Origin of the sequence: Desulfuromonas acetoxidans DSM 684, assembly GCF_000167355.1 — a bacterium.
GTDB classification, from domain to species: Bacteria; Desulfobacterota; Desulfuromonadia; order Desulfuromonadales; family Desulfuromonadaceae; genus Desulfuromonas; species Desulfuromonas acetoxidans.
The window spans coordinates 98,847-113,158 of the sequence record NZ_AAEW02000014.1 but is presented as its reverse complement, the minus strand read 5'-3'; the positions used below and the strand labels follow the sequence as shown (position 1 = coordinate 113,158).

Below are 14,312 nucleotides of genomic sequence, written 5' to 3'. Positions count from 1 at the left end.
TGACCATTAGTTTTTATTGTGGTACATCTTTGAGGGTCGTCTTGTCTGCAATTCAGGAGCCCACTATGAAGCTTGCCCTTACCCAATTCAGCCTGAAACGACCCTGGCTGATCATCATAACCGTTCTGGCCCTTGTCGTGGCGTTCGCCATGCAGTTTCCTGCGGTCACGTTTGATAATGATCCGGAAAATATGCTGTCTGTCGATGAGCCGGTGCGGATTTTTCACCATGAGGTGAAAGATAAGTACGCGCTGTACGATTTTGTCATTGTCGGTGTTGTCAATGAGACGAATCCGGATGGGGTGTTCAATGTTGCGACATTGAACCGCCTTGATCATCTCACCCAGCAATTACTCCATCTGCAAAAAAATGAGCAGGGTTTGCCAGAGATTGTTCTTCCGGCACACCAGGGCCAGCCGCAACAACGGACGACGTACGATCTCAATCCTCAGGGGTGGTGGCCGCGCCTGTTGGGAAAAGTCTTTAATCACAATCCCAATGACCTGTTTGATGATGAGGGCAACAGCGCCATCGTCAAACGAGAATTGATGGCGCCAAGCGTTGTCGATAATATCAAGCAGGCCGGGCTGGGATCTCTGAAGCTCGAATATCTGATGGAAAATCCTCCCCGCACTGACGAGGAAGCCCGGCAGATTGCTGAGGATGCCATGAGCAATCCGCTCTATCGCGGGACTCTGGTGTCGGAAGATCGTAAAGCCGTCTGTCTTTATATTCCGATCATCGCCAAGCCCTACAGTTATAATGTGGCGAATCTGGTGCAGACCTTAACCGCTGATTGGCCACAGGAAGATCGGGTGCTGATTACCGGCCTGCCGGTGGCGGAAGACACCTTTGGCGTTGAAATGCTGGTGCAGATGGCCACCTCGGCACCGTTAGCCGGACTGGCGATCTTCCTGCTGATGTGGCTGTTTTTCCGCAATGTCTCGTTGATCATTGCTCCGATGTTGGTGGCGGTGTTCAGTGTCGTCAGCGCCATGGGGCTGTTGATCGGTCTTGGTTACGATGTGCACATCATGAGTTCGATGATCGCCATTTTCCTCATGCCGATCGCTGTGGCGGATTCAGTACATATTCTCAGTGAGTTTTACGACACCTACCACCGTTTCGGCAACAAGAAGGAGACGATCCGTTATGTCATCGGTCATCTGTTTAAACCGATGCTCTATACTAGCCTGACCACCATCGCCGGATTTGGTTCGCTGGCATTTACTCCGATCCCGCCGGTGGAAGTATTTGGTCTCCATGTCGCGTTTGGTGTGGCTGTTGCCTGGCTGTTGAGCATGACGTTCATCCCGGCTTATATCATGGTGGCAATTTCGGAAGAAAAATTATCACGGGCGCATCTTGAACAACCCCATGACACCTCTTCCGGGCTGTTATCGACATTGCTTGAGGCGATGGGACGGCTGAGTTTCAGTCATGGAGGGACGGTATTGGTGGTCACGGTGGTGCTGCTGATTGGCGCCGGCTATGGGATTTCGACCATTAATGTCAATGACAATCCTGTCAAATGGTTCACCCATAATCATGATATCCGGGTGGCGGACCGGATTCTCAATCACCATTTTGGTGGTACATATACCGCTTATCTGACTTTTGCCGAGGTGAGACCGGAAGCCTGTAACCGAGAACAGAAGCGAGCCCTGGTGCGTAAACGGGTGCAGGAGCGGTTTGGTGAACAGTTTCCCCAGGGCGTGGCACGCATTAAGGCAAAACTCGAAGAACTCAAGGCCAACCAGCGCCATGTTGACGGATGCGATGTGCACAAATGTTTCCATCAGCTGTTTCTTGAGGCGCAGGACATTGATGAACAGATTATGGCCGGGTGGAACGTTCTTGCTGATGAGATCAACTATATGGATCCCAACGGCTTAACGCGCAAGCAGTTGATTGCCAACCTGGCCCCCGTAGAGGTGCAGATAACACAAGAGCTGGCTGCTTTACTCAAACAGTTGCCGGATGATGACACGCTGCAGGGTTATCCGTTGATGGATGCGGCGTTGAAAATTTGTGACGAACATACCGGCCAATCCTTTGCTTCTTTTGTCCTGGAGATGGAGGCTGAAGTGACGGCCCCGCCGTTTAAACAGCCACAGATGTTGCGCTATGTCGAAGGGTTGCAACAGGTGCTGAATGAAGGGGGATTAGTCGGCAAGAGCACCTCGGCCGTTGATGCACTGAAAAAGGCGGCGTATGAACTCAGCTATGTGGCGCCGCCCGCCGATGCCGAAGGCGAGGAACTGGAGCGCTATCAGCAGCGTAATCAGACTCATTTTGCCGTGCCGGATACGGCGTCAGCCGTTGGTCAGGTGTTTGTTCAGCTCGAAGGGATGAAAAAGAAAGACAGCCTGTTCCATATGATAACTCGCGATTACCGGGAAGCCAATGTCTGGATTCAGTTGAAAAGCGGTGACAATCAGGATATGGAAGCCGTCGTTGCCCAGGTGGAAGACTATATGCAGCGCAATCCGCCGCCGGTTCCGTTAAAGAACCGCTGGGCCGGGCTGACATATCTCAATGTTGTTTGGCAGGATAAAATGGTTAACGGTATGTTATCGTCTCTGGCGGGGAGTTTCGTCGTCGTGCTGGTGATGATGATGTTGCTATTCCGCTCTGTGATCTGGGGCGCCTTGGCGATGATTCCACTGACCGTGACCATCAGCTTGATCTATGGACTGATTGGCGTCGCAGGCAAGGATTATGATATGCCGGTGGCGGTGCTGTCGTCACTGACATTGGGTTTGAGCGTCGACTTTGCCATCCATTTTCTGCAACGGGCACGTGAGCTGTATCGGCAGAATGGCGATTGGACGGAATCCTGTAAAGTGATGTTCAAGGAGCCGGCCCGGGCGATTACCCGTAATGCCATTACCATCTCGGTTGGTTTTACACCATTGCTGCTGGCTCCGCTGGTGCCTTATAAGACGGTTGGGTTTTTTCTGGCGACGATCATGGCGGTCTCATGGTTGGCATCGTTGATCATTCTGCCCGCTTTGCTGACTTTGTTGCAGCGCTGGGTGTTCCGCCAGGATGTGCTGGATGAAGGGCTTTAACCGCTGAGATTTCAGCAAAAAAACTGTGGATTTGACTTAAAAATTATCACCACAAGGAGATTCATCATGAACTCTGTTCGTTTCAGCATAATGACGTTGATGTTACTGCTCGTTGTCTCCTCACTGAGCTATGCGTTAACTGCGGATGAAATTATCGACCAGGCCAATCAGGCGTCCTACTATTCTGGAAAGGATGGTCGGGCGATGGTCAAGATGACCATTACTGCCAAAGGAGGCGATGTCCGCGTTCGTGAATTTACACAGCTTCGTTACAACGAAGACAATGGCGACCAGAAATTCTACACCTATTTCAAGGCTCCGGCCGATGTGTACAAAATGGCTTACCTGGTATGGAAAAACATCGGCCGTGATGACGATCGCTGGTTGTGGCTGCCGGCCCTGAATCTGAAAAAAAGGATTGCACCGGGTGACAAACGCACCAGCTTCGTCGGTTCTGATTTTCTTTATGAGGATGTTTCCGGACGCAGCCCGGAAGAAGATGTTCACACGTTGGTTGAAGAGACGGACACGGTGTATCGTATCGATAATGTGCCGAAAGATCCGGGCTCTGTCGAGTTTTCACACTATGTGGTCGATATCGACAAGAGTACGTTCCTGCCGATGATCGCCCACTATTATGATCATAGCGGTAACAAGTACCGTGAGGTCGAGGCACTGAACGTTGAAGAGATTCAAGGCTTTGCCACTGTCACGGTCTCCGAGGCGCGAGATCTGGCCTCCGGTAGTGTGACACGCAATGAATTCCGTGACGTGGAATATAATATTGGCTTGAGCAGCCGGATCTTCACCGAGCGCTTTTTGCGCCGCCCACCACGGGAAGTTCAATAGCGCGCACATTTTGCGACCAGCCCAGGCTGGCATGACATCGGGCTGGTCGCGGTTTGCAATGATGGATCGAAGGAGGGACGTGGCATGAAGCGATGGGGACTGGCGCTGGTGCTGTTGTTGTGGGCTTCTGCTGCCTGGGGCTGGCAAGTGCACGGTTTTATCGATGGGCGCAGTGGCATGCGTCTTCAGGACGATGCGGTAGAGCGACGGGCGATTCTCAACGAACTGCGTCTGCAGTTGGACCTCAATCATATGTCGGATCTGGCCATCTGGCAGTTTCGTGCTGATCTTGTTGGCGATGAGGCCGCCGGTGAGACGGATCAGGACCTGGAACGTGGTCACGGGGTGCTCGATCTGCGTGAAGCCAATGTTCTCCTGACGCCCTTTTACTTTCTCGATGTCAAGCTCGGGCGGCAGATTCTCACTTGGGGAACCGGTGATCTGCTGTTTATCAACGACCTGTTTCCCAAAGACTGGCAATCCTTTTTCATTGGCCGCGATGTTGAATACCTCAAAGCGCCGTCCGATGCCGCCATGTTTAGTTTTTATCCGTCCTGGGCCAATATTGACGTGATCTATGTGCCGCGCTTTGATGCCGATCGTTACATCTCGGGTGAACGGATCTCATACTGGAATCCCATGTTGGGTCGGCGTGCTGGTAGCGGGGATGACATGGCTGTTGATCAGCGCACAGAGTGGTTGCGCGAAGATGAGTGGCATCTGCGTATTTCGCGGAATGTCGAAGGGGTTGAATGGGCGGCTTATGCCTATGACGGTTATTGGAAGAGCCCCCAGGGTGTGGATGTCGTGTACCGCTCTTATTTTCCAAAATTGCGGGTCTTTGGCGCAAGTGTGCGGGGCAGTATTGCCGGTGGGGTTGTTAATCTGGAAACCGGTTATTACGATTCCCGGGAGGATCGGCGGGGTGATGATGCCATGGTGCCAAACAGTGAAATGCGAGTGCTGGTTGGCTATGAGCGTGAGATCGTCCGCAATTTTTCAGCAGCGCTGCAATATTATCTGGAATATATGCAGGACTATTCTGCCTATCGACGTACCCTGCCGGAGGGGATGGCAGCTCGTGATGAGGATCGCCATGTCCTGACTCTGCGCCTTACCCGTCAGTTGCTCAATCAGAATCTGGAGCTTTCCCTGTTTAGCTATTGGTCACCTTCGGACCGGGACAGTTATCTGCGTCCCCATGTCAAATATAAAGCCAGCGATGCTGTCAGTTTGTATCTGGGAGCCAACCTGTTCTTCGGAGACGTTCCCCACACCTTTTTCGGCCAGTTTGAGGACAATACCAACGTGTATGCCGGGGTGCGTTACAGCTTTTGATCAGGCTGCAGAAGAGTCCTGGTCCATGATCTGTTCAAGGGCAATGGCGAGTTGATCCGGGCAGCTGGTGGTGCCGCGACAGGTAATGCCGCGCAGGGTCTGGGCGACGTCACTGATTTTTTGGTTGCGGATCAGGCGTTCGATACCAGCGGTGTTGCCACGGCAGCCGCCAATGAATTTGACCTCGCTGATGGTGTCGTTATCCGTGGTGATTTTGATCTGTTTAGCACAGCAGCCGTTGGGTTTGAACTGGTAGGTCATGGAGGTCCCTCGTTGATTCTATTGTCAAGATATTCAATTATCTGAATTATCGTACGCATCTTTAACACACTGCCGCTGAAATAGCAATGGCGATGCGTGGTAGAGGACCGTTCAAAGCTGCGTGTCGCTTTACCCTCTAGGAGCCGCCCTTGTTTGATACCCACCTCCATGTTCAGCGACTCAGAGCAACTGATCGCTATGTGACGCCCTGTTTGGCTGCGGCCATCAGCGAAGCGGACTGGCCGCAACTGCGTCGTTTGCATGATCATAATCCGCAGCAGTGGCTGGCGCTGGGGGTTCATCCGCAACACGCCCATCAGTGGCAAAAGACAACCGAAGATCATCTACGGCGTCAGCTTGCCGGGGCCGGTGTCGTGGCTGTTGGCGAGATCGGATTGGACAAGCGGCTCGCCGTGTCGATGGAGATCCAGGAGCAGGTGCTGCGTTGTCAGTTGCGGCTGGCCGTGGCCTGTGATAAACCCGTGGTTCTTCATGCAGTGCGCAGCTTTGATAAATTGATTCCCATGCTTGAGCAGGAACGGATTGATCGTGTCGGTGGCGTGGTGCACGGTTTTTACGGCAGTGTTGAGATCGCTCGACAACTGGAGCGACTGAATCTGGCGGTGGGCGTGGGCCGCTTGATTCTTGATCCGGCGGCGAAAAAACTGGTTGATGTGGTTCGGGCGGTCTCCGAGGACTCCTTACTGATTGAAACGGATGCGCCGTGGCGTCAGCCGTGTGGCGATTGGGGGCTGGCCTGGAATCAAATCCTCGATCAGGTTGCGCGGTTGCGCGACTGGGACCGGCACCAGGCGATCCGGATCACCGATGAGAATGCCCGGCGCATTTTGCGTGTGCCGCACGGAGAGACAAGATGACGACAGAGTCAGATATACAGCGGTTCAGCCGCAGTGAGTTGTTGCTCGGGGAGCAGGGTTTGATTAGGCTGGCGCAGAGTCATGTGGCAGTGTTCGGCATGGGTGGTGTCGGTAGTTATGCGGTTGAAGCGTTGGCCCGCTCCGGTATCGGAGCTCTGACCCTGATTGATTATGACCGGGTGTGTGTTACCAATATCAACCGCCAACTGTTTGCTCTGGATTCCACCGTGGACCGGGTTAAGGTCGAGGTGGCGGCAGAGCGCTGCCGGATGATCAATCCCTCGTTACGGATCACAGCGTTATGCCAACGTTATACGCCGGAGTCGGGTCCGGCTCTTTTGGCTGAACCCTTTGATTTTGTCCTCGATTGTATCGATACTATCACCGCCAAACTTGACCTTATCAGGCAGTGCAAAGAGCGACAGCTCCCGGTGATCTCCTCCATGGGCGCGGCCAATAAAACCGATACCGGGAAAATTCTCCAGGCGGATCTGTTTGAAACGCACAACTGCCGTCTGGCCCGGATTATGCGCAAAGAGTTGCGAAAGCGCGGTGTGGAGAACGGTGTACCGGTGGTCTATTCCACCGAAGAGTACTTACCGGATTCAACCCGACCGTCGGCACCGCGGCAAAAAGGGGTTGTGGTGCAGCGGCCGCCCATGGGGTCATTGTCAACCGTTCCGCCTGTGTTTGGTTTGATGATGGCCGGTTTTGTTATCAACCGCCTTGCAGGTGTGTCGTCATGATCGACCTGATCTGGTGGCAACTTGTCGCATTGGCGGCAGTTGGTGTGGTCAGTGGCTTTCTCAATATTCTCGCCGGGGGCGGTTCACTGCTGACCTTGCCCCTGCTGATTTTTCTCGGACTTCCACCAACGGTTGCTAATGGCACCAATCGGGTGGCCATTGTCGTCCAAAATATTTTTGCTCTGAAAAGCTTTCATCGCAGTGGTGTGCTCTCTTGGCGGCTGGCATTGCTGTGCTCGGTGCCGGCGGTAATTGGTGCGGTGATCGGTGCTCAACTGGCGGTAGAGATGGATGATAGCCTGTTTAAACAGGTACTGGCTGCCGTTATGGTGCTGGTTTTGCTGCTGACCACTTTTGATCCGGCACGACGCTTTCAGGGCTGTTTTTCCGACCACCCGAGACTGCGTTCCATCCTGTTGCTGGTGGGCTTTTTTGTTGTTGGGCTCTATGGCGGGTTTGTTCAGGCCGGCGTCGGATTTCTGATCCTCAGTGTTGTGTTGATGGTTGGGTTGGATCTGGTGCAGGGAAATGTGCTTAAGGTGGTTGTCGTGTTGATCCTTAATCTGCCGGCTCTGGCCATCTTTGCCTGGAACGGTCAGGTTGATTGGCTGGTCGGTGGTGTGCTGGCGGTCGGCAATGCCTGTGGCGGTGCCATGGCTGCGCGGCTGGCTGTTCTCAAGGGACATCACTGGTTACGCCGGGTTGTGACCCTTGTTGTCCTGCTGTGTGCCGTGCGACTTTTCCTGGCATAAGACCCTTCTCAGACAATCTGTATACAGCTAAGAAAATGCACACTGTATACAATTTCTTTTTGCAATTTTTTAAAACGATGTTTAAGATGGGCGCTAATATGTGATCCCCGCCAGGTGGTAATTGCGACCGGGGGCTTATTTGATTTTTTAACTTGTTAAGGGGGTAAGAATGTTGATGAAATTTGTAAGTTGGAGGCCGCCGCCATCCTGAACACTGCTTCTAAAGTGGCGTTTCGACAGGACAGGGATTTTTCCAGAAAGAGTCTGGAAAGAGTTCCGGTTCAGAACAAACTATTAAGGATAGGTATTTCGTTATGCAAATGCTTCAAAGCTCTATTGGAAGAAAGCTCGTGATGGCAGTGACCGGTTTGTGTCTGGTCGGCTTTGTCATCGTTCACCTGCTTGGTAACTCGTCCATTTTTGTTGGTGCGGACGGTATCAATGCGTACGCTGAGCACTTACATGCGTTGGGTCCCCTGGTTTGGATCTTTCGCCTGGTGCTGCTTGGCCTTTTCGGGCTGCATATCTTTTTCGGTATTCAGCTGACTCTGGAAAATCGTGCGGCTCGTCCCATCGATTACAACCAGAAGAAGAATATCCGTACTTCGTTTGGTGCCGAGACCATGATCTACACCGGTCTGGCGATTCTGGCTTTTGCCGTTTACCATCTGTTTCACTTCACCATGCATCTGACCAACCCTGAGATCTCCGTTGGTGTCCTGCCTCTGGATGCGCTGGGTCGTAACGATGTCTTCACCATGATGGTCCTGAGCTTCCAGAAATTCTTCATCAGCTTGATCTACATCGCTGCCATGGTGACTCTGCTGCTTCACCTGAGCCACGGTGTACAAAGCCTGTTCCAGACTCTGGGTCTGCTTGGCAGCAACACTCTGCCGACCATGGAAAAAATCGGTCGTGCAGCGGCTATCGTCGTGTTTGTTGGTTTTATCTCTATTCCGGTGTCCATACTTCTGGGCCTGATTAAAGTTTAGGAGGGTACATCGTGATTCTTGATGGAAAATGTCCGACTGGACCTATTGAAAAATCTTGGGATAAGCATCGCTTTGACATGAAGCTGGTTAACCCGGCGAACAAGCGTAAGTACAAAGTTCTCGTTGTCGGAACCGGTCTGGCCGGTGGTGCTGCTGCAGCAACCATGGGTGAGCTTGGCTACAACGTCGAAGCTTTCTGCTACCAGGATAGTGCACGTCGCGCTCACAGTATCGCGGCTCAAGGTGGTATCAACGCTGCCAAAAACTACCACAATGATGGTGACAGTGTTTTCCGCCTGTTCTATGACACCATCAAAGGTGGTGACTTCCGTGCTCGTGAGGCTGACGTCTGGCGTCTGGCTCAGGTCTCCAACAACATCATTGACCAATGTGTGGCTCAAGGCGTTCCTTTCGCTCGTGAGTACAGTGGTCTGCTGGCCAACCGTTCTTTCGGTGGTGCTCAGGTTTCCCGTACATTCTACGCTCGTGGTCAAACCGGACAGCAGCTGCTGCTCGGTGCCTACCAGGCCCTGTCTCGCCAGGTGAAGGCTGGTACTGTCAAGCTGCATGAGCGCACTGAAATGCTGGACCTCGTTGTTGTAGACGGTGTCGCCAGAGGTATCACCGTTCGTAACCTCGTTACCGGCGAGCTTGAGTCTTACTGGGGCGATGCCGTTGTTCTGGCCACCGGTGGTTATGTCAACGTCTTCTACCTGTCCACGAATGCCATGGGCTGCAGTGTTACCGCTGCCTGGAAAGCTTCTAAAAAAGGCGCTTTCATGGCCAACCCCTGCTACACTCAGATTCACCCGACCTGTATTCCGCAAAGCGGTGACCATCAGTCCAAACTGACCCTGATGTCCGAATCTCTGCGTAACGATGGTCGTTGCTGGGTTCCCAAGCGCAAAGAAGATTGCGACAAGCCGGCCAGCGAAATTGCTGAAGATGATCGTGACTACTACCTTGAGCGTAAGTACCCCTCCTTTGGTAACTTGGCTCCTCGTGATATTGCATCACGTGCTGCAAAAGAGCAGTGTGATGACGAGCGTGGTGTCGGCCCCGGTAAGCGTGGTGTTTACCTCGACTACCAGAGCGCGATTGATCGCGTTGGTGAAGACACCATCCGCGAGCGTTACGGCAACTTGTTCGACATGTACGAGAAGATCACTGACGAGAACGCCTACAAGCAGCCGATGCGTATCTACCCGGCACCGCACTACTCCATGGGCGGTCTGTGGGTTGACTACAACTGCATGAGTAACGTTCCCGGTCTGTTTGTTCTCGGTGAAGCCAACTTCTCCGTTCACGGTGCCAACCGTCTCGGTGCTTCGGCACTGATGCAAGGTCTGGCTGACGGTTACTTCGTCATCCCTTACACCATCGGCAACTACCTGGCCACGGTTAAGCCGGGCGAGGTTACGACTGATCATGCGGCATTCGCTCAGTCCCGTGATGAAGTTCAGGCCCGTATCGACAAGCTGATGAATGTCAATGGTAAGCGTTCCGTCAGCTCTTTCGCCCGCGCTCTTGGTAAGATCATGTGGGAGAAAGTTGGTATGGCACGTAGTGAGGAAAGCCTCAAGGAAGCTCTCGAAGAGATTCCCAAGCTGCGTGAAGAGTTCTGGAAAAATGTCAAGGTCACCGGTGAGAAGGGAACGCGTAACAGCCAGCTGGAAGATGCCGGTCGTGTTGCTGACTTCCTCGAGTTTGCCGAGATCATGACGACAGACGCGCTGCACCGTAAAGAGTCCTGTGGTGGTCACTTCCGTACGGAATACCAGACTGAGGACGGCGAAGCAATGCGTGACGACGAGAACTTCTGCTATGTTGCGGCCTGGGAGTACAAAGGTGAAGGCAAGGCACCTGAGCTGCACAAAGAGCCGTTGAAATTCGAAAACGTTAAACTTGCGATAAGGAGTTATAAATAATGGATCTGACACTTTACGTATGGCGCCAAAATGGCCCGGAGGATAAGGGCAAGCTGGAGCAGTACGAGGCTAAAAATGTCAGCCCCGACAGCTCCTTTCTGGAAATGCTTGATGAGGTTAACGAAGAGCTGATCACCAGCGGCATTGAGCCCATCGAGTTTGATAACGACTGCCGCGAAGGTATCTGCGGTACCTGTGGTTGTGTCGTGAATGGTATTCCTCACGGTCCTCAAGAGAAGACCACGGCATGCCAACTGCACATGCGTCAATTCAGCGATGGCGACAGCCTGACCTTGGAGCCGTGGCGTGCCAAGGCTTTCCCGGTGATCAAGGACCTTGCAGTTGATCGTGCCGCTCTGGATAACATCATCCAATCCGGTGGTTACACTTCTGCGTATACCGGTGAAGTTGGTGAGGCGAATCAGACTCTGATTTCCAAGCCGGATGCCGATTATGCTATGGACGCAGCTGAGTGTATCGGTTGTGGTGCCTGTGTTGCAGCCTGCCCTAACGGCAGCGCAATGCTGTTCACCAGTGCCAAAATTGCCCAGATGGCGGTATTGCCTCAGGGTGAAATTGAGGCTGCTGAGCGCGTCAACAACATGACCGAAGCCATGCTGAACGCCGGTTTCGGTAACTGCACCAACCACTACGAGTGTGAAGCGGCCTGCCCGAAAGGGGTCAGTGTCAAATTCATCGCCAAAACCAACCGCGAGTACGTTAAAGCTCTCGGAAAGTAAGCTGGATTGTAGTGACAATGTCATCAGAAAGGCGGGTCTTCGGGCCCGCCTTTTTGTTTGTTGTCGTCGTCATGATATGACTATGAAATGTTTGTTTTGTGTTAAGTTGTCACGATGAAGTTAGGGATTCGAGCAAAAATCATTGTGCTGGTGATCATGGCTCTGGTCATCTTGTGTGCCGGTTTCGTCAGTCTGCTGGTCCATGAACAGGCTGATCGACACAAAGAGCTAATTCAGCAGGTAGATCGATTTATTCACAACAGTTCAGAACGCGAATTAAGCCGCATCCATAATATTTATCATTCTCGTCTGGATGGATTCATCAAAACTAACCCGTCGATTGTTGACTCTTTTATTTGTGGCGACCGACAGAACCTGTATCAACAATTACAGGTTAAATTAGCCACACTGCAAAAAGAGAACAGCGATTTCTTCTCCATCACATTTATCCGTAAAGATGGAACCGTGCTGTTACGTACGGCCCGTTATGCCATGTACGGTGATTCCGCTTTGGATATCCCCTTTGTCGCCCGAGCTTTTGCACTGAAACAGCCTCAATACGGGTTGACCGTCGCCCGATGGGGATTGGCGTATCGACTGACTCGGCCTATTTTCAAAAATAACCGGTTTGAGGGAATCATTGTTTTTGTGCTGAGGCCGTTGTCCGGTTTGAATCTCATCTACGATAGCCTCGGTGTTGATACGGGTGTCTTGATCAAAAAGAGTTACCAGAAACGCATTAAGGGGGTCAGTTACCCAACATACGGGGACTACCTGCTCATGGAAGAGAAAGGGACGCTGTTCAAGGAGATCTCTGAGTTCCCCGACAAACAGGAGGTTGCACAAGGTCTGATCAAGGCGTATGGCAAAGAGGAATATCTGTTTTATAGTCCTGTTGAATTGAAAAACTTCAACAATGAAGTGATTGGCTACATTCAGCCGGTCAGCAGGCATACCTTGCAGCAACAGAAACATCGATTGGTGCTGAAACAGGCTTTGACAGCTGCGTTCGTGTTGGCCTGTGCAACATTTATCGTTCTATATTTCGGGATTGGTTATTTGTTAAAGCGGTTGGATCGGCTGAATAATACCTTGGAATCACGCGTCAAGGAGCGTACCGAAGAGCTGAATCTGGTTAATCAGGAGTTGAAAAAAGAGATTCGTGAACGGGAGAGTGTTCAGCAGGAACTGGAACGACTCAGCCGCTACGACGGTCTTACAGAGTTGATCAATCGACGCTATTTTGATGAGCTACTGGATATCGAATGGCGAGATGCCTGTCGTCATCAACACTGGGTGACTGTGCTGATGATTGATGTGGATTATTTTAAAATCTACAATGATTGCTACGGCCATTTGCAGGGTGACGAATGTCTTGCCCGGTTGGCTCAACTGTTCAAGAACAAATTCAAGCGCGCGCGTGATGTGGTGGCTCGCTATGGTGGCGAAGAGTTTGTCTGCTTGTTGCCGATGACCAATCCGGCGGAAGCGCAGGGCATGGCTGACGCCTTGCTCGGGGTGGTCCGTGGCTCGGGTATGGAACACTGTGGATCTAAGTGTTCCGGGGTGATTACGGTCAGCATCGGCGTTAGCAGTATGATCCCTGATGCATACCAGACAGCAGACCATTTGATCAGCCAGGCGGATGATGCACTGTACCGTGCCAAACAGAAAGGGCGGAACCAGCTACAAATTTATCAGCGAAAGGACGAGTACTCGCCGCGACGAGTCAAGGGTTAAAAAACTCATCCAGAGCACGATTGTTGGTGGGGATGCGGTAAAAAGAGAAGTGGTCGATTCCCCACTGGACAAGAGCTTCAACCGAAGCGTTAACGAGGGTTTGGGGGGGATCAAGACCAAGAAATGTCAGGACAAAACACAAAAGCTGCTGAGGAGAATACAGATCGCAGGGAGAGCGTTGCTGGTGGCGTTTACTGATCTTGTGCCCGTCTTCAGCCATAGCCAGGGGGATATGGGCATAACGGGGAATGCTCCAGTTCAGGCATTGCAGCAAGTAGATCTGTCGGGGGGTTGACGTGAGTAAATCCCGACCGCGAACAACCAGATTGACTCCGCTGTCATGGTCGTCAATCACCGTGGCCAACTGGTAGGCAAAAATTCCATCGTTGCGTTGCAGAACAAAATCGCCCACATCGTGACGCAGGTTTTGAGTGAATGTTCCCTGGATCAGGTCCGTGAAGCGGATGAGTTCATCACGGGTCTGCACGCGGCAAGAGGTCGGCCGCCCGAAAGGTGGCTGCGAATATAAGCAGGTGCCGGGATAAATTGGCCCTTCCTCGCCCTGATGTGGTGCACTGGCGAGGATCTCCTTACGCGAACAGCTACAGGAATAGGTCCAGCCCTGCTTTGTCAACTGTGTAAGAACTTCCTGGTAACGTTCGTGGCGCTGGCTTTGATACATGACAGGGCCGTCATGGTGTAAGCCAAGGCGTTGGAGATGGTCGAGAATCGTGGCACTGGCTCCTGGAACAGTTCGCGGTTGATCCAGATCATCGATACGAACAAGCCAGCGACCCTGTGGCGATTGTTTCGCGGTCAGATAGCTGGCCACGGCCGCAATGATGGAACCAAGGTGCAATGGCCCGGTTGGGCTGGGAGCAAAGCGACCGACGATGGCTGACGAACAGGTGTTTTTCATAACTAAATGATGGAAGTTTGCGTGAAAAAAGTCAATCCCAGCGAACTTAATTAGTAAATAGGGTTGACAAAAAATTGCCTGCCCCTTATTTATAA

At 52.3% G+C, this 14,312-nt stretch carries 12 protein-coding genes; 10 read left to right on the top strand and 2 right to left on the bottom strand.

The features are described 5' to 3' along the window. Positions 1–65 precede the first annotated feature (65 nt). The 3 genes from DACE_RS17450 (at position 66) to DACE_RS12275 (ending at position 5,261) form a co-directional block, all read left to right on the top strand. Positions 66–3,074, top strand: coding sequence for an efflux RND transporter permease subunit (locus tag DACE_RS17450; RefSeq protein WP_006001716.1), 3,009 nt, complete (start codon positions 66–68; stop codon positions 3,072–3,074). 66 nt (positions 3,075–3,140) lie between these two features. After that, a complete protein-coding gene (locus tag DACE_RS12280; protein ID WP_006001714.1) occupies positions 3,141–3,923 on the top strand; it encodes an outer membrane lipoprotein-sorting protein in 783 nt (260 codons plus the stop codon). An 84-nt stretch (positions 3,924–4,007) separates the two neighbouring features. Beyond that, a complete protein-coding gene (locus DACE_RS12275) occupies positions 4,008–5,261 on the top strand; it encodes a hypothetical protein (RefSeq protein ID WP_006001713.1) in 1,254 nt (417 codons plus the stop codon). On the opposite strand, the gene DACE_RS12270 is transcribed toward DACE_RS12275, so the two are convergent. Next, positions 5,262–5,522: a TIGR03905 family TSCPD domain-containing protein gene (locus tag DACE_RS12270; protein ID WP_006001710.1), complete on the bottom strand. Its 261-nt coding sequence runs from the start codon at positions 5,520–5,522 to the stop codon at positions 5,262–5,264. It lies immediately after the preceding gene. 149 nt (positions 5,523–5,671) lie between these two features. Here DACE_RS12270 and DACE_RS12265 point away from each other — a divergent pair, with 149 nt between their 5' ends. From DACE_RS12265 to DACE_RS17445, 7 genes are all read left to right on the top strand, one after another. Further along, positions 5,672–6,400: a TatD family hydrolase gene (locus DACE_RS12265; protein ID WP_006001708.1), complete on the top strand. Its 729-nt coding sequence runs from the start codon at positions 5,672–5,674 to the stop codon at positions 6,398–6,400. Further along, entirely contained in the window at positions 6,397–7,146 is a 750-nt protein-coding gene (locus DACE_RS12260) for a tRNA cyclic N6-threonylcarbamoyladenosine(37) synthase TcdA (protein ID WP_006001706.1), read from the top strand. Before DACE_RS12265 ends, DACE_RS12260 begins: the two co-directional genes overlap by 4 nt. Next, positions 7,143–7,898 (top strand): sulfite exporter TauE/SafE family protein, encoded by a 756-nt coding sequence (locus DACE_RS12255; protein WP_006001704.1) that lies wholly within the window; start codon positions 7,143–7,145, stop codon positions 7,896–7,898. Before DACE_RS12260 ends, DACE_RS12255 begins: the two co-directional genes overlap by 4 nt. A gap of 314 nt (positions 7,899–8,212) precedes the next feature. After that, complete coding sequence (locus DACE_RS12250; RefSeq protein ID WP_006001703.1) at positions 8,213–8,890, top strand: succinate dehydrogenase cytochrome b subunit; 678 nt, start codon at positions 8,213–8,215, stop codon at positions 8,888–8,890. 11 nt (positions 8,891–8,901) lie between these two features. Continuing rightward, entirely contained in the window at positions 8,902–10,818 is a 1,917-nt protein-coding gene (locus DACE_RS12245; protein WP_006001701.1) for a fumarate reductase/succinate dehydrogenase flavoprotein subunit, read from the top strand. Beyond that, the gene (locus DACE_RS12240; RefSeq protein ID WP_006001700.1) at positions 10,818–11,558 is read left to right on the top strand and encodes a succinate dehydrogenase/fumarate reductase iron-sulfur subunit; all 741 of its coding nucleotides are present in this window, start codon (positions 10,818–10,820) and stop codon (positions 11,556–11,558) included. Before DACE_RS12245 ends, DACE_RS12240 begins: the two co-directional genes overlap by 1 nt. A 114-nt stretch (positions 11,559–11,672) precedes the next feature. Next, the gene (locus DACE_RS17445; RefSeq protein ID WP_006001698.1) at positions 11,673–13,298 is read left to right on the top strand and encodes a sensor domain-containing diguanylate cyclase; all 1,626 of its coding nucleotides are present in this window, start codon (positions 11,673–11,675) and stop codon (positions 13,296–13,298) included. Here the strand turns inward: DACE_RS17445 and gluQRS are convergent. Then, complete coding sequence (gene gluQRS, locus DACE_RS12230) at positions 13,288–14,217, bottom strand: tRNA glutamyl-Q(34) synthetase GluQRS (RefSeq protein WP_006001696.1); 930 nt, start codon at positions 14,215–14,217, stop codon at positions 13,288–13,290. The genes DACE_RS17445 and gluQRS overlap by 11 nt on opposite strands. Positions 14,218–14,312: the final 95 nt, after the last annotated feature.